Below are 20809 nucleotides of genomic sequence, written 5' to 3' on the forward strand. Positions count from 1 at the left end.
CCGCCGGTGCAGCGCGGCGCGCCGGTCGCGCCGGCTCGCCCGGACCCCGCGGCCGCCGCGGCGCCGGGTCCGGCCCGCGCCGCCCTCGGGGTCGTCGTCCTCCGCCGACGCGTCGTCGCGTTCGTCGACGTCCTCGCGATCTTCCAGGGAGGCCGCGTACTCCCGGCACGCTTCGGCCGATGTACCGCACCCCGGACAAGCGAGGGCGCCATTGAGGTGCCGTTGGCACGGGTGGCAGTAGTCCATGACGCGGGAAGACTAAATTCCGCACAGGTCACGTTCCTAGTCACGGCTGTGAAAGTTGTGTGGTGAACTGCCCGTTCCGGTGTGGCGACTTGAGGACAGGACGGACCATTCGCCGCCTTCCCGTGCCATCGCGTCGAAACCGTTATGCGTTCGACCCATTGACACTGCCGCCGCCCCGTCCTTACTGTCTGCCCAGCATTTCGAACGTGTGACGAAATTTCGAACAGAGCCGAAGAGCAACAAGGGGCAATTTCCGTGCGCATCACCGGAATCAGCACACACGTGGTCGGGACCCCGTGGCGCAACCTGACCTACGTGCAGGTGCACACCGACGAGGGCATCACCGGCGTTGGCGAGACCCGCATGCTGGGTCATACCGACGCGCTGATCGGCTATCTGCGGGAGGCGGAGGCCAACCATATTCTCGGCTCCGACCCCTTCGCTGTCGAGGACCTCGTGCGCCGTATGAAGTACGGCGACTACGGACGGGCCGGCGAGATCGTCATGTCCGGTATCGCCGTGATCGAGATGGCGTGCTGGGACATCAAGGGCAAGGCCCTGGGCGTGCCGGTGTGGCAGCTGCTGGGCGGCAAGGTCACCGACAAGGTGAAGGCGTACGCGAACGGCTGGTACACCACGGAGCGCACCCCGGAGGCGTACCACAAGGCCGCCCAGGCAGTGGTCGCGCGCGGGTACAAGGCGCTGAAGATCGACCCCTTCGGGACGGGGCACTTCGAGCTCGACCACGAGCAGTCGCTGTACGCGGTCTCGCTGATCGAGGCCGTCCGGGACGCGATCGGCCCCGAGGCCGAGCTGATGCTGGAGATGCACGGCCGTTTCTCGCCGGCCACGGCGATTCGCCTCGCGCGCGAGCTCGCGCCCTTCAAGCCCGCGTGGCTGGAGGAGCCGGTCCCGCCGGAGAACCTGAAGGCGCTGGAGAAGGTGGCGGCCAAGGTCGACATCCCGGTCGCGACCGGTGAGCGCATCCACGACCGCATCGAGTTCCGCGAGCTCTTCGAGAGCCAGGCCGTCGACATCATCCAGCCCGACGTCGGCCACATCGGCGGCATCTGGGAGACCCGGAAGCTGGCGGCCACGGCCGAGGCCCACTACATGCTCGTGGCGCCCCACAACGTGGGCGGCCCGGTCCTCACCGCCGCGAGCCTCCAGGTCGGCTTCACCTCCCCGAACTTCAAGATCCTGGAGCACTTCAACGACTTCGCGGACGCGGAGATCAAGAAGGTCGTGAAGGGCGCCCCGCAGGTCGTCGACGGCTACTTCGAGCTGTCGCACGAGCCCGGTCTCGGCGTCGAGCTGGACACGGACGCGGCGGCCGAGTTCCCGCAGCAGCAGGCCCGCTTCGACCTGTGGGCGGACGGCTGGGAGCAGCGCAAGCCGAAGGGGTCCGAGTGAGCACCGCGGTCGTCATCGAGGGTCCCGGCGAGTACCGGCTGGCCCCCCACGAGCCCGCGCCGCCCGGCGCGGGCGAGGCCCTCGTACGGGTCCACGCGAGCGGTATCTGCGGCAGCGACCGCGAGGTGTACCAGGGCAACCGGCCCGAGGGGTACGTCCGCTATCCGCTGACGCCGGGCCACGAGTGGTCCGGCACGGTCGAGGCGGTCGGCGCCGACGTCCCGGAGAGCCTCGTGGGCCGCAAGGTGGTCGGTGAGGGCTTCCGCAACTGCCAGGTCTGCGACCGCTGCCACGAGGGCGAGACAACGTTGTGCACGGCCGGCTACGAGGAGACGGGCTTCACCCAGCCCGGCGCCATGGCCGGCACGCTCACGCTGCCCGCCCGGCTGCTGCACGTCCTGTCGGACGACGCCGATCTGACGGCGGCGGCGCTCCTGGAGCCCGCGGCCTGCATCGCGGCGGCGGCGCTCAAGGCGAACGCGCGGCCCGGCGAGCGGGTGGCCGTCGTCGGCACCGGAACGCTCGGCATGTTCGCCGTTCAGTTCCTGAAGGCGGGCTCCCCCTCGGAGCTGCTCGTGGTCGGCACCCGCCCGGACCGCGCGGAGCTGTCGAAGACCTTCGGCGCCACCGACTTCCGTACGAGGGACCAGGAACTGCCCGACGACTTCGACGTGGTGATCGAGACCGCCGGGTCGGCGTCCGCCGCGACCACCGCTGCCTCCCTGCTCCGGCGCGGCGGACGTCTCGTCCTCACCGGTATCCCGGCTCCGGGTGCCGTGGGACTCGACCCCACCGATCTCGTCGTACGGCAGCTGGAGGTGCACACCGTGTTCGGGGCGCCGCCGGCGGCCTGGGCGCACACGGTGCGGGTCTTCGGTGCCGGTCTGCTCGATCCGCTTCCGCTGGTCACGCACGAGCTGCCGTTGGACGAGTTCGCTCACGCCATCGAGCTGGTGGGGTCCGGCGATCCGAAGGTCGGCAAGGTGCTGCTGCGGCCTTAGGGCCCGCGGTGCCCGCCGCCCCCCGATCCGTACGCCGGTACGGAGACCTGACGCTCCGTACCGGCGTACTTCCACCCCCACGAACTATGTCCGACATATCGAACGCGAACCTCGCCAAAGCTTAAGGACACCTTGTGACCGACGCTTCTCCCAAGGCGGCCCGTCGACCCGGTGAGCAGGCGCTCGCCGCGCTCGGCCTGGGCGCGCCCGCCCTCTCCCCCGCCGACGCCTCACCGCACGCCTTCCCGGAGGGCGGCAGCTGGCGCACCGAGGTCCCCTCGTGCGAGGGGCCGGAGGCGCTGGCCGTGGTCCTCAAGGAGGCCTCGCGGCTCGATGTGCCGATCCACCGGATCAGCCAGGGCAGCGGTGTCTGGATGCTGACCGACGCCGAGATCACCGAGATGGTCGAGGCCACCGGCGAGCGCGACATCGAGCTCTGCCTCTTCACGGGCCCGCGCGGCACGTGGGACATCGGCGGCTCGACCCGTACGGACTCGCGCGGCGGCGGGCTGCGCGCCCGCGGCCACGACGCGGTGGCCGGCTGTGTCGAAGACGCCGTCCGCGCAACGGAGTTGGGCGTAAAGTGCCTCCTCGTGGCTGACGAGGGCGTGCTGTGGACCCTGCACCGGGCCCGGGTCGCCGGGATCATCCCGGCGGACACGACGCTGAAGGTCTCGGCGCTGGTCGGCCCGGTCAACCCGGCCGCGTACGCGGTGTACGAGCAGCTCGGCGGCGACTCCATCAACGTGCCCAGCGATCTCACGCTTGACCACCTGACCGAGATCCGTAGGGTCAGCGCAGCGCCCATGGACATGTACATCGAGGCCCCCGACGATCTCGGTGGCTACGTGCGCATGTACGAGGTCGCCGAGCTGATCCGCCGCGGCGCCCCGCTGTACCTGAAGTTCGGCCTCTCCAAGGCTCCGGGGATCTACCCGTACGGTCACCACATGCGGGACGTGACCCTGTCCACCGCCAAGGAGAGGGTGCGGCGCGGCCGGCTCGCCCTGGACCTGCTCGCGCGGCACGGAGCGGACGGCGACATGGCTCCGCTCGGCTCCCGGCTGCCCGGAAAGCTCAAGCGGTTCGACATTCCCTCATAACGTTCCGAACACACCCCCTTCACAAAAGACGACTCAGCCGAACACAATCCCACACACCTCTACTCGGTCTTTTCCTCGCACTATCTCGGACTCGCCGGACCGAGCCCCCACCCGAACATCAAGGAAGATGATCATGCGCAATCGCAAAGCAGCGCTCTCCGCCATAGCCGCGGCCGCCTCCCTGGCTCTCACCCTCTCCGCCTGTGGTCAGGACAGCGAGGGCGGCAGCGAGGGCGACAAGGGAGACGCGAAGGGCTCCACCGTCGGTATCGCCATGCCCACCAAGTCCTCCGAGCGGTGGATCGCCGACGGCGCCAACGTGGAGAAGAACCTGAAGGCGGCCGGCTACAAGACCAAGCTGGCCTTCGGCGAGGACGACCCCGACACCCAGGTCTCGCAGATCGAGAACATGATCACGCAGGGCGTCTCCGCGCTGATCATCGCGGCGATCGACAACAAGTCGCTCGACAACGTTCTTCAGCAGGCCAAGGACGCCGACATCCCGGTGATCTCCTACGACCGCCTGATCCTCAACTCGCCGAACGTCGACTACTACGCGTCGTTCGACAACGAGAAGGTCGGCGAGCTGCAGGGCACCCAGATCGTCGAGAAGCTCGGTCTGGCGGACGGCTCCAAGAAGGGCCCGTTCAACGTCGAGCTCTTCGCGGGCTCGAACGACGACAACAACACCCGGTACTTCTTCAACGGCGCGATGAAGGTCCTCCAGCCCTACATCGACAAGAAGCAGCTCGTGGTCAAGTCGGGCGAGACGAAGCTGAACCAGGTCACCACGCTGCGCTGGGACGGCGGCGTCGCGCAGAAGCGCATGGACGACGTGCTGACCTCGACGTACCGGAGCGGCCGGGTCGACGCGGTGCTCTCGCCCTACGACGGCATCTCCATCGGCATCCTGTCGGCGCTGAAGTCGGACGACTACGGCTCCAAGAACAAGCCGCTGCCGGTCGTCACCGGACAGGACGCCGAGGTCGCCTCGCTGAAGTCGATCAAGGCGGGCGAGCAGGCGGCAACCGTCTTCAAGGACACCCGCGAGCTCGCGAAGGTCGCCGCGAACATGGTCGACTCGGTGCTCAACGACAAGAAGCCCGAGGTCAACGACAGCAAGTCGTACGACAACGGCGCGAAGGTCGTGCCCGCGTTCCTGCTGACCCCGGTGAGCGTCGACAAGACCAACTACCAGAAGGTCGTCATCGACTCCGGCTACGTCAAGGCCGACGCAGTCAACTAACCGCCACCCCCTAGGGATTGGAAGGCACGACCATGGCGGGACCCGTCCTGGAAATGCGCTCGATCGTCAAGACCTTTCCCGGCGTCAAGGCGCTGTCGGACGTCTCTCTGAGCGTCCGGCCGGGCGAGGTCCACGCCATCTGCGGGGAGAACGGCGCCGGAAAGTCGACCTTGATGAAGGTCCTCTCCGGCGTCCATCCGCACGGAACCTACGAGGGCGACATCCTCTTCGAGGGTGAGTCCTGCGAGTTCAAGGACATCCGGGCGAGCGAGCAGCACGGCATTGTGATCATCCACCAGGAGCTTGCCCTGGTGCCGTATCTCTCCATCGCGGAGAACATCTTCCTCGGCAACGAGCACGCCACGCGCGGGTTCATCAGCTGGAGCGAGACGCTGAAGCACGCGACCGAACTGCTGCGGCGGGTCGGACTCAACGAGCACCCTGACACCCGTGTCGCCGACATCGGTGTGGGCAAGCAGCAGCTCGTCGAGATCGCGAAGGCGCTGTCGAAGAAGGTGAAGCTGCTGATCCTCGACGAGCCGACGGCGGCTCTGAACGACGAGGACTCCGGCAAGCTCCTCCAGCTCATCCTGGGGCTGAAGGAGCAGGGCATCACCTCGATCATCATTTCGCACAAGCTCAACGAGATCGAGAGCGTCGCGGACTCGGTGACGATCCTGCGCGACGGGCGGTCCATCGAGACGCTCGACGTGAAAGCGCCGGAGACCACCGAGGACCGGATCATCAGCGGCATGGTCGGGCGCGACCTCGACCACCGCTTCCCGGAGCGCACCCCGCACGAGCCGGAGGTGGGCGCGGCTCCGGCCCTGGAGATCCGCAACTGGACCGTCCACCACCCGATCGACCAGCAGCGCAAGGTGGTCGACGACGTGTCGATCGAGGTGCGCCGCGGGGAGATCGTGGGCATCGCGGGGCTCATGGGCGCCGGGCGCACCGAACTCGCGATGAGCGTCTTCGGCCGGACCTACGGCCGGTACGCGGGCGGCTCGGTCTTCAAGGACGGCAAGGAGATCCGTACGAAGACCGTGCCCGAGGCGGTCAAGCACGGGATCGCGTACGTCACCGAGGACCGCAAGCACTACGGCCTCAACCTCATCGACACCATCAACCGGAACATCTCGCTCAGCGCCCTCGGCAAGGTCGCCAGGCGTGGTGTGGTCGACGAGCACGACGAGCGGCAGGTCGCCGAGGGCTTCCGCAAGTCGATGAACATCAAGGCGCCGACCGTCTTCGAGCCGGTGGGCAAGCTGTCCGGCGGAAACCAGCAGAAGGTCGTCCTCAGCAAGTGGATCTTCGCCGGTCCGGACGTGCTGATTCTGGACGAGCCGACCCGCGGCATCGACGTGGGCGCCAAGTTCGAGATCTACACGGTCATCGACAAACTGGCCGCCGAGGGCAAGGCGGTCGTCTTCATCTCCTCCGAGCTGCCGGAACTGCTCGGAATGTGCGACCGCATCTACACGATGGCCGCTGGACGGCTGACCGGTGAGGTCCAGCGGGCCGAGGCCACGCAGGAAGTGCTGATGCGCCAGATGACGAAGGACAAGAGGGACGAGCGATGAGCACGAATGTGACCGAAAAGACCCCGACCCCGGCGCCCGCCGGCAAGGGCGGGTCGACCGGGGGCGACGGCCTGCTGCAGCTGATGATGGACGGCATGCGCCGCAACATGCGGCAGTACGGCATGCTGATCGCGCTCGGCCTGATCGTGGTGCTGTTCGCGGTGTGGACGGACGGCGACCTGCTGCTGCCGCGCAACGTCTCCAACCTGGTGCTGCAGAACAGCTACATCCTGATCCTCGCGATCGGCATGATGCTCGTCATCATCGCGGGCCACATCGACCTGTCGGTCGGCTCACTCACCGCCTTCGTGGGCGCGGTCGGTGCCGTACTGATGGTCAATCACGACGTGGCCTGGCCGCTGGCCGTGGTGCTGTGCCTGCTCCTGGGCGCCGCCGCCGGTGCCCTGCAAGGGTTCTTCATCGCCTATCTCGGCATACCATCCTTCATCGTCACCCTCGCCGGAATGCTGCTCTTCCGCGGTCTGACGGAGATCTTCCTCGAGGGCCAGACGATCGGCCCGTTCCCCAAGGGTCTGCAGGACGTCTCCAACGGCTTCCTTCCCGAGGTCGGTCCGGACACCAACTACCACAACCTCACCCTGCTCCTCGGCTTCGCGGTGATCGCGTTCGTGGTGCTGCAGGAGGTCCGTGACCGCAGGCGGCAGCAGGAGTTCGCGCTCGAGGTGCCGCCCACCAAGCTCTTCCTGCTGAAGATCGTGGCGCTGGTCGCCGCCGTCCTCACGGTGACGATGATGCTCGCCAGCTACAAGGGCGCCCCGGTGGTGCTGATCATCCTCGGCGTCCTCGTCGTCGGCTTCGGTTACGTCATGCGCAACGCCGTCATCGGCCGCCACGTGTACGCGATCGGCGGCAACCTGCCCGCGGCGAAGCTGTCCGGTGTGCGGGACAAGAAGGTCACCTTCCTGGTCTTCCTCAACATGGGCATGCTCGCGGCGCTGGCCGGTCTGGTCTTCGCGGCCCGCTTCAACGCGGCCTCGCCCAAGGCCGGTGTGAACTTCGAGCTCGAGGCGATCGCCGCGTCCTTCATCGGCGGCGCGTCGATGAGCGGCGGCGTCGGCACGGTCCTCGGCGCGATCATCGGTGGTCTCGTCCTCGGCGTGCTGAACAACGGCATGAACCTCGTCGGTGTCGGCAGCGACTGGCAGCAGGTCATCAAGGGCCTGGTGCTGCTCGCGGCGGTCGGCTTCGACGTGTGGAACAAGCGCAAGGTCGGTTCGTAACAACTCGGTGGGGCCCCGCGGACGTACGGTCCGCGGGGCCCCATTTCGTTGTGCACCGCAGGAACGGCCCACCCTCCGGGCGGCCAGGATCGGGAAGACAGGAACCGTGAAAGAACTCTTCGGCCAGCTCGCCGACGGAACGAAGGTCCACCGCTGGTCGCTGGAGAACGGCGGCACCCGGCTGAAGGTCCTGTCGTACGGCGGCATCGTCCAGTCCCTGGAACTCCCGGACCGGAGCGGCCAGTACGCCAATGTGTCGCTCGGCTTCGACACCGTCGAGGAGTACGAGGCATCCAGCCCGTACTTCGGCGCCCTCGTCGGCCGATACGGAAACCGGATCGCCCAGGGCAGGTTCACGCTCGACGGCGAGGACTACCGGCTCTCCGTCAACGACGGCGACAACAGCCTGCACGGCGGTACCGAGGGCTTCGACAAACGCGTCTGGGACGTGGAGGAGGTCACCTCAGGACCGGATGTCGGCCTCGTCCTGCGCCGCACCAGCGCCGACGGCGAGATGGGCTTCCCCGGCACACTCACAACGAAGGTCACGTACACGCTCACCGAGCGCGGCGACTGGCGCATCGACTACGAGGCGACCACCGACCGGGCCACGATCGTCAACCTCACCAACCACGTGTACTGGAACCTGGCGGGCGAGGGCGCCGGCTCGGTCCACGACCACGAGCTGACGATCGCCGCGTCCCGCTACACACCGGTCGACGCGGGCCTGATCCCCACCGGCGAGCTGGCCGAGGTCGCGGACACCCCCTTCGACTTCCGCGAGCCGAAGACGGTCGGCGAGGGCCTCCGGCGGGCGGACCCGCAACTCCTGCACGCCAAGGGCATCGACCACAACCTGGTGCTCGACAAGGGACTCACAGAGCGGCCCGAGCACATCGCGACCCTCCGGGACCCGTCCTCCGGCCGCACCCTGAAGCTCGCGACGACCGAGCCGGGCGTGCAGTTCTACTCCGGCAACTTCCTGGACGGCACCCTCGTCGGCCCCGGCGGGCGCGCCTACCGGCAGGGCGACGCGCTGTGCCTGGAGACCCAGCACTTCCCGGACTCGCCGAACCGGCCGGAGTTCCCGTCGACCGTGCTCAGGCCCGGTGGGACGTACCGGTCGACGACGGTCCACTCGTTCGGGATCTGAGGCCGGACACCGGGCTGGGAGCCTGAAACGCGCCTCAAACGCTCCGGCGTACGCCAATCTCCCCAGCTTTCCCATCAGTTGAACACAGCCCCATCTCCGTCCGTACTAAGGATCGGCCCGCGTATCCCCGCTCGGGCCGCCCCTCAAGGACGGAGGGTCCATGGCCGACAATGTCACCTCGCTGTTCCGCACCGGCGCGCACAGCCCGTCGATGGCCGCGCTGGCGCGTGAGAGCGGGGAGGCGGGTCCGCTGGACTTCTGCATCCCGTGCAATCCGTACTTCCCGACGCCCGCGATGTTCGACGAGCTGACGCACCGGCTGCGCGACATCATCACGTACTACCCGAGCAGCGCGGACACCATCACCAGTGAGCTGTGCAACCTGCTCCAGCTTCCCCCGCAGTGCGTGGCGATGGGCAACGGATCGACGGAACTGATCACCTGGATCGACCACTTGCTGGTCCGGGAGTCGCTTGCCATCCCCGTCCCCACCTTCGGCCGCTGGACGGACCAGCCGCTGGAGACCGGCAAGCGCGTCGACATGTTCCCGCTCCAGGAGAGCAACGGATTCGCCCTCGACCCGGCCCAGTACATCCAGTTCATCCGCTCCCGGGGTACCCGGGCCGCCGTCATCTGCAACCCGAACAACCCCGACGGCGGCTTCCTGCCCCGTCAGACGATCCTGGCCTTCTGCGACGCGCTCGCCGATCTGGACCTGATCGTCATCGACGAGTCGTTCCTGGAGTTCGCCGACGCGGAGTCCGAACCGAGCGTCGTCGAGGACGCCGTGATGCGCCCCAACGTCATCGTGCTGCGCAGCCTCGGCAAGAACTTCGGCCTGCACGGCGTGCGGTTCGGCTACATGGTGGCCAACCCGGGCCTGGCGGGCAAGATCCGCTCGATGCTGCCGAAGTGGAACCTCAACGCCTTCGCGGAGACCGTGGTGTTCATGCTCAGGGACCACGGTCCCGAGTACATGGAGAGCCTGCACATGGTGCGCCGCGACCGGCTCGACATGGCGCGCCAGCTCTCCGCGCTGCCCGGTCTGACGGTCTACCCGTCGCAGGGCAACTTCCTCTTCGTGCGCCTCCCCGTGGGCGCCGAAGGCACCGTGGTCCGGGACCGGCTGCTCACCGAGCACCGGATCCTGGTCCGCGAGTGCGGAAACAAGATCGGCTCGTCCAGTCGCTTCCTGCGGCTCGTGGTGCGCCCCCAGGTTGACGTGCGTCGCCTGGTGTCCGGCCTGGAATCGGTGCTCTACGGGACCAGGAGGGGAGCCGCCGTGCCCGAGCTGGGCACCGGGACCAGCTACAGCTCGGGTACGGCGGCGGTGGACCGGCTCGTCAGCTCGACCAACGGGGCCGGATATCCGGGGCTCGCCGCCGCGGCGAACGGGACGGCCGGACAGCCACAACCGCAGCTGCAACCGCAACCTCAACCGCTCACCGCCGCCGCGTCGGCCGGCATGGGCGGGCGGGGGCAGGGGCAGAGACTGACGGCCGCCCAGGTGCGCGGCACGACGGGCATGCCGGGACTGACCGCCGTGTCCCCCCAGGGCCAGCCGCAGCCTCAGGCCCAGCCGCAGGCGTTCCCGCAGCAGCCCGAGGCCTTCCCACAGCAGCCGCAGGCGTTCCCGCAGCAACCGCAGGCGTTCCCGCAACCCCAGGCCGTGCCGCAACCGCAGCCCGTGCCGGAGCCCGTCCCCCAGCAGCAGCCCACCGGCTGGCCGAACACACCACCGAACGGCGCCGGATGGCCGGCCGCCGCAGTCGACCGGGTCGGCTGACCACCGGACCGGTTGCCCGGGCGGCCTCGTCAACCTCCCGCGACGAGGCCCCCGCCGGCCGGGAGGTCCAGGACCCTCCCGGCCTCGGCACCCAGGGGGAAACGCGCGGGCCCGCGCTCGGAGGGGAGACGCGGGCCCGCGCGGCGCCCCTTCAGGGGCGCGGGGAACTGCGCGACCAGCCCCCACGCACCCGCACAAAACGAACCGCCCTCCCCGCGGAGCGCTACGCCGGGTTGAACCTCCACTGCTGGCAGTTGTTGTTCAACCAAGTCCACTGCCGCACATCCGCCCCATCAGCCGTGGAGCAGTCAGCGACATCCGCAACCTTGCCGGTGGCCTGGTTCACGATCCGCACGTATCCCCCACTCGTGGCAAGGAACCGGAACCGCTGACAGGTGTTGTCGAGCCAGGCCCACTGGCGCAGATCGGCCCCGTCGGCGCTGGAACAGCTCGCCGTGTCCAGCACCTTGCCGGACGCCACGTTCACCAGCCGACTCGTATCGTCGCCCCGATCCTCCACACGCCACTTCTGGTTGTTGCCCCCGTTACAGGCGTACTGCTGGACATTGGCCCCGTCCGCACTCGAACTCCCCGCCACCTCAAGGCACTTACCGCTGTTGCGATTGGTGAGCGTGTACGTGGTCGACGTGGACGAGGGCTCCCCGGACGGCCCGGCCATACTCGCCCCGAGCCTGGCCGGCGTACCGAAGTTCGGCGAACCGTCCGAGTTCCAGGTGAACTTCTGCGCCCGGGTGGTCCGCCCGTTGTCGCAGCCTTCGCTCGCGCTGTCGTTGGCGTGGTAGACGATCCAACTCTCGGTGCCGTCAGGCGAGTTGAAGAACCCGTTGTGCCCGGGACCGTACACACCCGCCGAGTCGTTGCGCTGGAAGACCGGCGTGGACTTCTTGGTCCAGGAGGAGGCCGAGAGCGGGTTCGAGCCGGTGAGGGTCAGCTGCCCGAGCTTGTAGTCGGGGGTCCAGCAGCCGCTCGCCGAGTAGATGATCCGCGTCACGCCATTGCGTTGAAGGACCTCGGGCCCCTCGTTCACCGTCCCGCCCGACTTCTCCCAGTCGTACGTCGGCGTGGAGATCGTCGAGAAGGAACCGCTGAGCGTGTACGGATTGGACATCGGCGCGATGACGAGGTTCTGCGTCCCACCGCTCGCGCTGCCCAGCAGATACAGCTGCCCGTTCACGTTCATGACGCTCGGGTCCAGCATCCAGGCGCTGTTGAGCTGGTTCTTGTACGTGTACGGACCCATCGGGTCGGAGCCCGCGCTCTCCAGGACGTGGGTGCGCTGGGTCTGGTTGTAGTCGGAGACGTTCTGTCCGGCCACGAAGTACAGGTACCACTTGCCGCCGGAGTAGAAGAGCTCGGGTGCCCAGATGTTGCAGCAGCGCGAGGCCGCGTCGCCCTTCCACACCTGCACGCTGGGCGCGGTCGAGAGCCCGGCCAGCGTCGGCGACTTGCGCATGGTGATGACGTCGGTCCAACTCGTCGTCACCAGGTAGTAGTTGCCGTCGTGGTACGAGATCCAGGGGTCGGCGCCCTTGACCGACTTGATCGGGTTGGTGAAGGAGGCCGCGCTCGCCGACGACTGCCCCACCGACAGGGCGAGTAGCAGTGCGGCCAGCAGGGTCAGTAGGCGACGGGCCATCCGCTGCTCCAGTTCAGTAGGTTGATGCCGAGCTTGGGAGTGCCGTTGTCCTGGCCGTCGTAGTAGTGGTAGACGATCAGGTCACCGTCCGAGTCCGCCATGATCGACTGGCCGCCGGGGCCGATGTACCGGCCGTGCGACTCCAGCACGGGCGTCCCGCCGTTGTTCATCATGGAGACGCCGTTCTTGTCGTGGTACGGCCCGGTGACGCTGGTGGCCCGGCCGACCTTGACCTTGTACGTGGAGCCGGTACCGGCGCAGCAGGTGTCGTACGACGCGAACAGGTAGTAGTAGCCGCCCCGCTTGACGATCGACGGGGCCTCGACGGCTTTCGTGCCGGTCGGCCGGGAGGCGATCGAGTAGCGGGTGGTGTTGCTCGACAGCTGCTTGCCGGTCGACGGGTTGATCTGGATCATCTTGAGCCCGGTCCACCAACTGCCGAAGGACAGCCACCACTTGCCGTCGTCGTTCACGAAGAGGTTCGGGTCGATGGCGTTGTAGTCGCTGGAGGCGGTGGACGTGTAGACGGTCCCCTGGTCGGTCCAGGAGCCCGGCAGCCCGGTCGACGAAGTGGCGAGCCCGATGGCCGACTTGTTGGAGCCGAAGGTCGAAACGGCGTAGTACATCAGGTACTTGCCGCCGTGGTACGAGATGTCGGGCGCCCACGCCTCGGTCGCGTACTGCGACCACCAAGAGGGCTTGGTGCGGAAGGCGTCGGCGCCCGCGCTGAAGGCGATCCGGTTGCTCGACGTCTTGTTCGCGAGGCCGCCGCCGGTTGCGTACAGCAGGTACTGGCCCGACGAGGTGCGGATCATCGTCGGGTCGTGGACGACGGTCGAGCCGGTGACGGTGCCGGGGTTCGGGTACGCGGACGCGGTGCTCGGAACGAGGGCGAGCAGGATCGCCGCGGGGACGGCGAGAAGCACGGTTGTGCGGGAGGTGCGGCTCACGCGGATCCTCCTACAAGTGGGGGGAGTTCGAGGCTGCGTTCGAAATACCGGACGATGGTCATTACTTCGAACGGGAACGTAGAATCGAACCCCTTGCGCGTCAACGGTTTGCGCAGCCTCTTGCGTCACGTGAGGGGTCGAAAAAGTTTCGATGCGGCTGCGGGTTGGTGGGGGCTGGTCGCGCAGTTCCCCGCGCCCCTAAAGGGGCGCTGTTGTGGGCCGGTGCTAGGAAGGCGTCGGCAATACCTCGCGCAGGCACTCGGCCAGGCGCGCCGCGATGGTCCCGTCTGGGTCCAGGCGCGGGTTGAAGATCGTGACGTCGAAGCCCACCGCCCTGTCGTCACCGAGGGCCGTGCGCAGGATCGTCTCCAGTTCCTGCCAGGTCAGGCCGTCGGGCTGGCGGTAGTCGACGGCCGGCATCAGGTCGTCGTCCAGGACGTCCACGTCCAGGTGGACCCAGTAACCGGCGGTCCCGCCGGAGGTGAGTCGATCCACCGCCTGGCGCGCGGCCTCCGCAACGCCGAGGACCCGTACCGCTTCCAGGTCGACCGCGTGAACCGCCGGAGGCAACGGTTGCATGCCCGCCTCCCTCGACTCCTCGCTGTCCCGGAAGCCGAGGGCGACGACGTCCTCGTCGCGGACCAGGGGGCCGCGGCCTTCCAGGTCGGCGAGCAGTGCGGGGCCGCGGCCCGTGGCGAGGGCGAGTTCCATGGAGGCGACCTCGCCGGTGGGCTCGGCCGACGGCTGGTAGAAGTCGGTGTGGCCGTCGAGGAAGAGCAGACCGTGCCGGCCCCGGCGGCGCAGGGCGAGGAGGTTGCCGAGGAGGATGCTGCAGTCGCCGCCGAGGACGAGGGGGAAGCCGCCGCGTGCGAGGACCTCGCCGACCGCGTCGGCCAGTCCGGCCGAGTAGTCGGCGATGCCGGACGGATTGAGGACCCCGGTGGCCTCGTCCTGGCGAGGGTCGTACGCCGTCGGCTCGATCCTTCCCGCCCGCACCGCCCCGAGGCCGTCCAGCAGGCCGGCGGCGAGCAGTGCCTCCGGCAGTTCCTGGACGCCGGACGGCCGCAGGCCCAGTACGGACGGTGCCTCGATGACCTCCATCGCGCTCATGTGACCCATACTGCCCCGGAACGGACATCGGCGGCCCCCTGCTCGGCGGGGCGGCTGCGCGAGACGACGCGCATGCCGCAGGCGTCCACGACGCGCATCTGGAGCGAGCCGCATCCGCAGCGGGTCCACACGGTGTGGCCGCCCGCGGTGTTGTGCCGGGACACCACCTGGAAGGGTTCGGCGCGGTCCGGCCATCCGCAGTGCGGGCACGCGTCGCCGTCGGGCCTGCCGTGGGCTGTGCTGATCATCTGCAAACTCCTTGTGCAGGGTGGTCGGTCGGTCGGTCCGTCGCGCGACACTGCCAGGGTGTAACGGAACCTTCGTGTACGTCCAGGTTGACTTTCTGGACCTCACCTTGAAGCGTGGACTTCATGATTGACCTACGGCGACTTCACGTACTGCGGGCCGTCGAGCACTACGGCACGGTGACCGCCGCCGCCCGCGCCCTGCACCTCACGACGTCCGCCGCCTCGCAGCAGGTCCGCCAGCTCGCCCGTGAGCTGGACGTCGATCTGCTGGAGCCGCAGGGCCGCGGCGTACGGCTCACTCCGGCGGCCCGGAGTCTGCTCATGCACGCCGACGCGATCCAGGCCCGCTGGGAGCTGGCCGAGCTCGACCTGCGGGCCGACCACAGCGACCCGGCCGGGCTGCTGCGGGTGAGCGGCTTCCCGATGGCGATCTCGGTGCTGCTCGCTCCGATGGCGGCCCATCTGCGCGAGCGCCATCCGCGGCTGGCGGTCAGGATCCGGGAGGCGGGGGTCCCGGAGAGTTTCGACCTGCTCTTCGAGGGCGAGATCGATCTGGCGATCGTCGAGGCGACCCCGCACAACCCGCCGCTCAGCGACGCTCGTTTCGACCAACAGCCGCTCCTGGACGACCCGTTCGACCTGGTCGTGCCCGACACGCACCGACTGGCGGGGCTCGGCAAGGTCGACCTCGCGGAGGCCGCGCGCGAAGACTGGATCGCGCCGGTCCGGGACAGCCCCTGCCGCCCGCACGTCCTCTCGGCGTGCGGCGCCGCCGGCTTCACCCCCGACGTCGTCCACCAGGCGATGGACTGGAACGTGATGGCCCACCTCGTCGCCCAGGGTCTCGGCGTCGCGCTCGTCCCCCGGCTCGCCCATCTCACCCCGCACCTGCCGATCACCCGCGTACGGTGCACCGGCGACCCGCACCGCAAACTCCTCACCTGCACCCGCGCCGGCGGCCACGAACGCCCGGCCGTCGCGGCGGCGTTGGGCGAACTGCGGGAAGTGGCCCCGACGGCGGTGGCCTGAGCGTGACGGGAACAGCATCGTGGGCGTGACAGGAGCAGCATTTAGGGTTCCGTTTTGGGACGATCGTCGCGTTGGCGCGGGAAGGTGAGTACGGCTGTGGAGGTGAGTGCGGCTGTGGAGGTGAGGGGACTCGGCGAAGATCTCGATGAACTGCTGCGCATGGTGCGACGGCAGGGGACCCCGGCGGAGGTGCTGGGGTGGCTCGGCCGGCGGATCGGAGCCGACGCCGCGTGGATCGGGCGCACGGGCGCGGTCGAGGCGGCGACGGCGGGCTTCCCCCGGAAGCTCGCGGGCGCGCTGAGGGATCAGGTGGAGCGTCTGGCCGGTGGCCGGCTGGCCGCGGCCACGACCCAGGTCGGCGAGCTGGAGGTACATCTCGAGGCCTTCGGCGCGCGCGAGCCGCGCCCGGTGCTCGTGACCGCCGGCGCGTCGGCGCTGTCACGGGAGGCGACGGCGCTGGCGTCCCAGGCCGGCGGTCTCCTCGACCTGCTGGGCCGGGCGTCGGAGGCCGACCACAGCGCACGCGGGTACGACAAGAAGGCACGGCAGCTGAGGTTCGCGGTCCTGACCGCGTTGCTGGCCGGCGACGTCACGATGGCCCGGCGGATGACCACCGGAGGTGTCCCGCCGCTGCTGAACGCGGAGCGCGTACGGGTCTACGTGCTGCACTGCCCGCCCGCCGACCGTGATGTGCTGACCAGGACCTACCTGGACGCCTCGGGCTATCACGGGGCGGGCCTCATGGTGCACTGCCCCGCGTTCAAGGAGCACCTGATCTGCCCTGTCGCCGAGGACGCGGAACTCGGCGGCCGTTTCCACGGCGAGGTGCTGCGCCGGCTGGTCCGGGAGAACCCCGCGTACGCGCTCGGCGTCAGCGGGCCGCATCCGCTCGCCGCCACGGGTGAGGCCTACGGCGAGGCCGTGCACGCCCTGGCCGTCGCCCGCAACTCCCCGGAGCGGCTGGCCGCCTACCGGGGCAGGCCCTCTCTGGTGCACCTGCTGCCCCGCCGGCCGGCCCTCGCCTGGGCGCGTGCCTTCCTGGCGCCCCTGCACACCGTCCCCAAGCCGACGGTGGACATCACGCGCCTGGCCGTGACGTTCCCCCGGTCCGCCGTGGCTCGTCTGCTGCACATCAGCCGTACGACCGTCGTGGCCCACTGCCGCCGTGCGGAGGAGGCGCTGGGCGTCGACCTCGGGGAGGTCCGCACCCGCGCCACGCTCGACCTGGCCCTGTCCCTCACGGCCCTCCCGTCCGACCTCGCCGAAACCGGCTGGCCCGTCGCGCCGCCCCTGGGCGAACTCCTTCGCATCGCCCCCGCCACCACATGGGCCGAGACCTTCCTCCGCCCTCTCCGCGATACGCGCCACCCCAGCCTGCACCTCACCGTCGAGGCGTGGATCGACGCCAACACCGACGCCCAGCGGGCGGCCGCCCACCTGGGCCTGAGCCGGAACACCGTACGCGCCCACCTGCGCGCCGCCGAACGCCTCCTCAACCGCGACCTTCTGTCGACCGGCTCGGGCGTCCACGACCTCGTCCACGCCCTGCTCGTGACGGCTGCACACCGTGCACACCCGGCGGCCGAATCTGAACACCGTGCACGGTGGTCCCCGGCGGACGTCGCCTCTTAACGTGCTCCTGGACGGGCTGGGGGGCCCGACCAGTCGGTGCCGCGGCGAATGGTCAACGGGGGAGGCCATTCGCCGCGCCCCGCACAGAGCGCGGAGCTGTGGTCGATGCGGCTCCGCCGCACGGACACGACCGGCCGGGGCCGGCATGCAGCCGCCCTCTCAACCGCCCCCTCAGCCTCCCGCCAGCCCCGTATGGGCCACCCCTCGCACGATCTGCCGCTGGAACAGCACGAACACGACCAGCAGCGGAAGCCCGGCGATGACCACCGACGCCATCATCTGCTCGTACCGGAGCCCGTAGGACGTCTGGACGTTGACCAGGCCGACCGGCAGCGTCATACCGTTCGGGTCGGTCGTCACCAGGAACGGCCAGAGGAAGTTGTTCCAGGTCGAGATGAAGGTGAAGATGCCCACCGCCGCCAGGACCGGGCGGGACAGCGGCATCACGATCGTCCAGAAGACGCGCCAGCGGCCGGCTCCGTCGACGAAGGCCGCCTCCTCCAGTTCGCGGGGGACGCCGTCGAAGAACTTGACCAGGATGAACACCATGGCGGGGACGGCCACTTGGGGAAGGATCACACCCCAGTACGTGTCGACGAGGCCGAGTTGGACCATCTCCGCGAACAGCGGCGCCATCAGGACCTGCGGCGGGACCATGATTCCGCCGAGGACCACTGCGTACAGCACCTTGCGGCCGCGGAACTCGGTGCGCGAGAAGCCGTACGCGGCCATGGCGCAGAGGAGGACCGTCAGGATCGTCGTCATGACGGAGATGTACGCCGTGTTGAACATCCAACGGCCGATGTCCCCCGCTTCCCACACCTTCCGGTACGCGTCGAAAGTGAACTGCGAGCCCAGCCAGTGCAGCGGGGTCTTCGTCGCCTCGCCCTCCGGCTTGAAGGAGGTCGCCAGCGCCCAGGCGAGCGGGAGCACCCAGACGACGGCCAGCAGCAAGGCCGCGGCCAGTACCACGAAGCGGCCCGGCGTCCAGCGCGCCTTGCGGCCCTCGTCGGTCAGAGCGCTGCTCATACGGACTCTCCTGTCAGTCATCGCGCTCATGCCGACTCCCCCTTCCGCTGCGACAGCCTCAGCTGCACCAGCGACACGATCACGATCAGTGCGAAGAAGAGGTACGAGACCGCCGACGCGTAGCCGATGCGGTAACCCGTGAACCCGGACTGGTAGACGTACTGGAGGATCGGGCGGGTCGAGTCGTCGGGGCCGCCGCCGGTCATGATGTACACCTGGTCGAAGATCTTCAGGGAGGCCAGGATCTGGAGGACCAGGACGACTCCGGTCGTGCGGCGGAGCATGGGGATCGTGATGTGGCGCAGGCGGTGCCAGGCGCCCGCCCCGTCCAACTCCGCGGCCTCGTAGAGGTGTTGGGGGATGGACTGCAACGCCGCGAGGTAGAGGAGGAAGTTGAAGCCGACCGTCCACCACACTGTGGCGAGGACGATCGAGAGCATCGCGTACCGCTCGTCCGTCAGCCAGCCGATGCCCGGGTGCAGGCCGAACCAGGCGAGCAGCTGGTCCGCGAAGCCGAAGTCGGACGGGTAGATCACCCAGAGGAAGAGCAGCCCGATCACGCCGGACGGCAGCAGGAACGGCGCGAACCACGAGAGCCGCCACAGCCATTGGACGAAGCGGAGGTGGTGCGAGAGCAGGGCCATGACCAGGCCGGTCAGCACCAGCGGCACCGTGGACAGGATCGTGAACCAGATGGTGTTCCAGAGAGACGACCAGACATTCGGATCCTGGAGAGCCTCGGCGTAGTTGTCGAAGCCGACGAACTCCCCTCCCTCGCCGGTGATGTTGTCGCTGCGCAGGCTCATGCCGATGCCGGAGACCAGCGGCCAGAGGAGGAAGAGCGCGTACGTCAGGAAGAAGGGGGCGATGAACACCAGGCCGTGCTCGGTCCACTTGCGGCGGACGGTGACAGGCCTCGCCGCCGGTTGCTTCGCCGGGACCGGGGCCGGGACGGTGGACGTGGGCGTCGTGGTCACGCGGCACCACCTCCTGCGCTGCCCAGGGGGTCGGGGGTGTCGAGCAGCTTCCGCAGCCGTTTCTTGGCCTCGCGCAGGGCGTTGGACGGCGTACGCGATCCGGTGAGCACGCCCGAGAAGACCGCCCCGAGCTGGATCCACATCTGCGAGGCGGAGCCCGCGAACCAGGCGGGCTGGTCGAGCGCCACGTCGTCGATGACGGACCGGTACTCGGACTGCGGCTCGAGCTCCAGATAGGCCGGGTCCTCGAGGGTCGGCAGATACGCGGGTACGTGGCCGCCCTTGGCCCAGTCCACGGAGTGCTGGAGCATCCAGGCGACGAAGGCGTGGGCCGCCTCGGTCGCCGCCTCCGAGCGGCCCTCCTGGTGCGGGAGCACGAAGGAGTGGCAGTCGGCCTGGGCGGTGGGGCGCCCGAAGAGCGCGGGCACGCGGGTCATGGAGAAGGGCAGCTTCGCGGCGGTGAAGGTGGAGACCTCCCACTCGCCGTTGAGGTGGAAGGCGGTCTTGCCGGCGTTGAACACACCGATGGAACCGGGGTAGTCGACGCGCCGCACCATCAGTCCGTCCGTCGTGAGCCCGGCCATGAAGTCGAGCACCTCCATGGCCTTCGCGTCGTCGAGCGTGAGGCGCCTGCCGTCCGCCGACAGGACCGTGCCGCCCATCTGGGAGTAGAAGGTGGCGAACAGCCGCCAGGGCGTGATGCAGTCCGGTCCGGTCGTCTCGGCGGTCACCGCGGGCACGCCCGTGACCTTCTTCGCGGCACGCAGGGCGTCCGTGAACTCCCGTGCGCTGGAGATTGGTTGGAGCTTCCCGCCGTCGCCGAGCAGCCCGGCCTTCTCGCAGACGTCGGTGTTGTAGTAGAGCACCATGGGGTGGGTGTCGAGCGGGATCGCGTACTGCTTCCCGTCCACCGCGCCGCGCTTGAAGATCTCCTCGGGGAACTGGTCGGCCCCGACGCCCAGTTCGCTCAGCCGGTCCAGGTCGAAGGGGTCAAGCAGCCGGCCGGGACCGAAGCCCGCGAGCCTGGCCAGGTGGAGCACCGCGACCTCGGGCGCCCGCCCGCCGGCCCCCGCCATGCCGAGCTTCGTGTAGTACGGGGTGCCCCACTGGAGCTGGGTCGCCTCTAACTCGATCCCGGTGTGCTCCTTGGCGAACGCGTCGACCAGCGCGGTCATGTTGGCGCCGTCGCCGCCGCCGAAGAGGTGCCAGTACCGCAGTCGGGTCCTGCCCTCGGCCCCGAAGGAGGGTGCGGCGCATCCTGCGGCTCCCAGGGCCACGGCGCTCGCGGCGGCCCCGGTGGCGGCGATCAACTTCCTTCTGGTCAGGCGTGGTTCATATCGTTCATCGTTCACGGCCCATCCCTCAATTGTCCGAAATCCCGAACCTTGCCCGCAACTTCGGACGG

18 protein-coding genes are annotated in these 20809 nt (G+C 69.0%); 10 read left to right on the plus strand and 8 right to left on the minus strand.

The features are described 5' to 3' along the window. A partial coding sequence (locus GAS53_RS57040) for an SCO2400 family protein (protein ID WP_450165049.1) occupies positions 1-246 on the minus strand: 246 nt, incomplete at its 3' end. Between the two features lie 255 nt (positions 247-501). On the opposite strand from GAS53_RS57040, the gene GAS53_RS42175 reads away from it, so the two are divergent. The 8 genes from GAS53_RS42175 to GAS53_RS42210 all read left to right on the plus strand — a co-directional run bounded on the left by GAS53_RS42175 (position 502) and on the right by GAS53_RS42210 (position 10772). Beyond that, positions 502-1659, plus strand: a complete 1158-nt coding sequence (locus tag GAS53_RS42175; RefSeq protein ID WP_151483073.1) for a mandelate racemase/muconate lactonizing enzyme family protein — start codon at positions 502-504, stop codon at positions 1657-1659. After that, positions 1656-2660, plus strand: coding sequence for a zinc-dependent alcohol dehydrogenase (locus GAS53_RS42180; protein ID WP_151483074.1), 1005 nt, complete (start codon positions 1656-1658; stop codon positions 2658-2660). Before GAS53_RS42175 ends, GAS53_RS42180 begins: the two co-directional genes overlap by 4 nt. Before the next feature lie 134 nt (positions 2661-2794). Continuing rightward, entirely contained in the window at positions 2795-3763 is a 969-nt protein-coding gene (locus GAS53_RS42185) for a hypothetical protein (protein ID WP_151483075.1), read from the plus strand. Positions 3764-3896: 133 nt separating this feature from the next. Further along, positions 3897-5009, plus strand: a complete 1113-nt coding sequence (gene chvE, locus GAS53_RS42190) for a multiple monosaccharide ABC transporter substrate-binding protein (RefSeq protein ID WP_192583510.1) — start codon at positions 3897-3899, stop codon at positions 5007-5009. Positions 5010-5041: 32 nt separating this feature from the next. Beyond that, on the plus strand, positions 5042-6592 hold the full coding sequence (gene mmsA, locus GAS53_RS42195; RefSeq protein ID WP_151483077.1) for a multiple monosaccharide ABC transporter ATP-binding protein: 1551 nt from the start codon (positions 5042-5044) through the stop codon (positions 6590-6592). Further along, positions 6589-7833 carry a multiple monosaccharide ABC transporter permease gene (gene mmsB / locus GAS53_RS42200; RefSeq protein WP_151483078.1) on the plus strand — a complete coding sequence of 415 codons (1245 nt, stop codon included), beginning with the start codon at positions 6589-6591 and terminating at the stop codon, positions 7831-7833. The genes mmsA and mmsB overlap by 4 nt, the downstream gene beginning before the upstream one ends. A gap of 106 nt (positions 7834-7939) precedes the next feature. After that, positions 7940-8986: an aldose epimerase family protein gene (locus tag GAS53_RS42205; RefSeq protein WP_151483079.1), complete on the plus strand. Its 1047-nt coding sequence runs from the start codon at positions 7940-7942 to the stop codon at positions 8984-8986. A gap of 160 nt (positions 8987-9146) precedes the next feature. Beyond that, positions 9147-10772, plus strand: a complete 1626-nt coding sequence (locus GAS53_RS42210) for a pyridoxal phosphate-dependent aminotransferase (RefSeq protein WP_192583511.1) — start codon at positions 9147-9149, stop codon at positions 10770-10772. A 223-nt stretch (positions 10773-10995) separates the two neighbouring features. On the opposite strand, the gene GAS53_RS42215 is transcribed toward GAS53_RS42210, so the two are convergent. The 4 genes from GAS53_RS42215 to GAS53_RS42230 form a co-directional block, all read right to left on the minus strand. Continuing rightward, the gene (locus GAS53_RS42215) at positions 10996-12429 is read right to left on the minus strand and encodes a family 43 glycosylhydrolase (protein WP_151483080.1); all 1434 of its coding nucleotides are present in this window, start codon (positions 12427-12429) and stop codon (positions 10996-10998) included. Then, positions 12411-13379 (minus strand): arabinan endo-1,5-alpha-L-arabinosidase, encoded by a 969-nt coding sequence (locus tag GAS53_RS42220; protein WP_151483081.1) that lies wholly within the window; start codon positions 13377-13379, stop codon positions 12411-12413. The genes GAS53_RS42215 and GAS53_RS42220 overlap by 19 nt, the downstream gene beginning before the upstream one ends. Before the next feature lie 225 nt (positions 13380-13604). Then, complete coding sequence (locus GAS53_RS42225; protein WP_151483082.1) at positions 13605-14489, minus strand: arginase family protein; 885 nt, start codon at positions 14487-14489, stop codon at positions 13605-13607. After that, positions 14486-14737 carry a hypothetical protein gene (locus GAS53_RS42230; RefSeq protein WP_151483083.1) on the minus strand — a complete coding sequence of 84 codons (252 nt, stop codon included), beginning with the start codon at positions 14735-14737 and terminating at the stop codon, positions 14486-14488. The genes GAS53_RS42225 and GAS53_RS42230 overlap by 4 nt, the downstream gene beginning before the upstream one ends. Positions 14738-14860: 123 nt before the next feature. Here GAS53_RS42230 and GAS53_RS42235 point away from each other — a divergent pair, with 123 nt between their 5' ends. Together GAS53_RS42235 and GAS53_RS42240 are read left to right on the plus strand one after the other, a co-directional pair. Further along, positions 14861-15766, plus strand: coding sequence for a LysR family transcriptional regulator (locus GAS53_RS42235; protein ID WP_151483084.1), 906 nt, complete (start codon positions 14861-14863; stop codon positions 15764-15766). 102 nt (positions 15767-15868) lie between these two features. Continuing rightward, the gene (locus GAS53_RS42240) at positions 15869-17398 is read left to right on the plus strand and encodes a helix-turn-helix domain-containing protein (protein WP_225859423.1); all 1530 of its coding nucleotides are present in this window, start codon (positions 15869-15871) and stop codon (positions 17396-17398) included. Positions 17399-17569: 171 nt separating this feature from the next. On the opposite strand, the gene GAS53_RS42245 is transcribed toward GAS53_RS42240, so the two are convergent. Genes GAS53_RS42245 through GAS53_RS42255 form a run of 3 tightly spaced genes read right to left on the minus strand, consistent with a single transcriptional unit; the run spans position 17570 to position 20756 of the window. Next, on the minus strand, positions 17570-18427 hold the full coding sequence (locus tag GAS53_RS42245; protein ID WP_192583512.1) for a carbohydrate ABC transporter permease: 858 nt from the start codon (positions 18425-18427) through the stop codon (positions 17570-17572). A 26-nt stretch (positions 18428-18453) separates the two neighbouring features. Then, the gene (locus GAS53_RS42250) at positions 18454-19404 is read right to left on the minus strand and encodes a carbohydrate ABC transporter permease (RefSeq protein ID WP_151483086.1); all 951 of its coding nucleotides are present in this window, start codon (positions 19402-19404) and stop codon (positions 18454-18456) included. Beyond that, positions 19401-20756 carry an extracellular solute-binding protein gene (locus GAS53_RS42255; protein WP_151483087.1) on the minus strand — a complete coding sequence of 452 codons (1356 nt, stop codon included), beginning with the start codon at positions 20754-20756 and terminating at the stop codon, positions 19401-19403. Before GAS53_RS42255 ends, GAS53_RS42250 begins: the two co-directional genes overlap by 4 nt. Positions 20757-20809 lie beyond the last annotated feature (53 nt).

It is taken from the genome of Streptomyces albicerus (assembly GCF_008905045.1).
GTDB lineage: Bacteria > Actinomycetota > Actinomycetes > Streptomycetales > Streptomycetaceae > Streptomyces > Streptomyces albicerus.

Coding starts and splice junctions, on each gene's coding strand:
- chvE (WP_192583510.1), top strand. CDS start 3,897: ATGCGCAATCGCAAAGCAGCGCTCTCCGCCATAGCCGCGGCCGCCTCC.
- mmsA (WP_151483077.1), top strand. CDS start 5,042: ATGGCGGGACCCGTCCTGGAAATGCGCTCGATCGTCAAGACCTTTCCC.
- mmsB (WP_151483078.1), top strand. CDS start 6,589: ATGAGCACGAATGTGACCGAAAAGACCCCGACCCCGGCGCCCGCCGGC.
- GAS53_RS42210 (WP_192583511.1), top strand. CDS start 9,147: ATGGCCGACAATGTCACCTCGCTGTTCCGCACCGGCGCGCACAGCCCG.
- GAS53_RS42215 (WP_151483080.1), bottom strand. CDS start 12,429: ATGGCCCGTCGCCTACTGACCCTGCTGGCCGCACTGCTACTCGCCCTG.
- GAS53_RS42225 (WP_151483082.1), bottom strand. CDS start 14,489: ATGAGCGCGATGGAGGTCATCGAGGCACCGTCCGTACTGGGCCTGCGG.
- GAS53_RS42230 (WP_151483083.1), bottom strand. CDS start 14,737: ATGATCAGCACAGCCCACGGCAGGCCCGACGGCGACGCGTGCCCGCAC.
- GAS53_RS42235 (WP_151483084.1), top strand. CDS start 14,861: ATGATTGACCTACGGCGACTTCACGTACTGCGGGCCGTCGAGCACTAC.
- GAS53_RS42245 (WP_192583512.1), bottom strand. CDS start 18,427: ATGAGCAGCGCTCTGACCGACGAGGGCCGCAAGGCGCGCTGGACGCCG.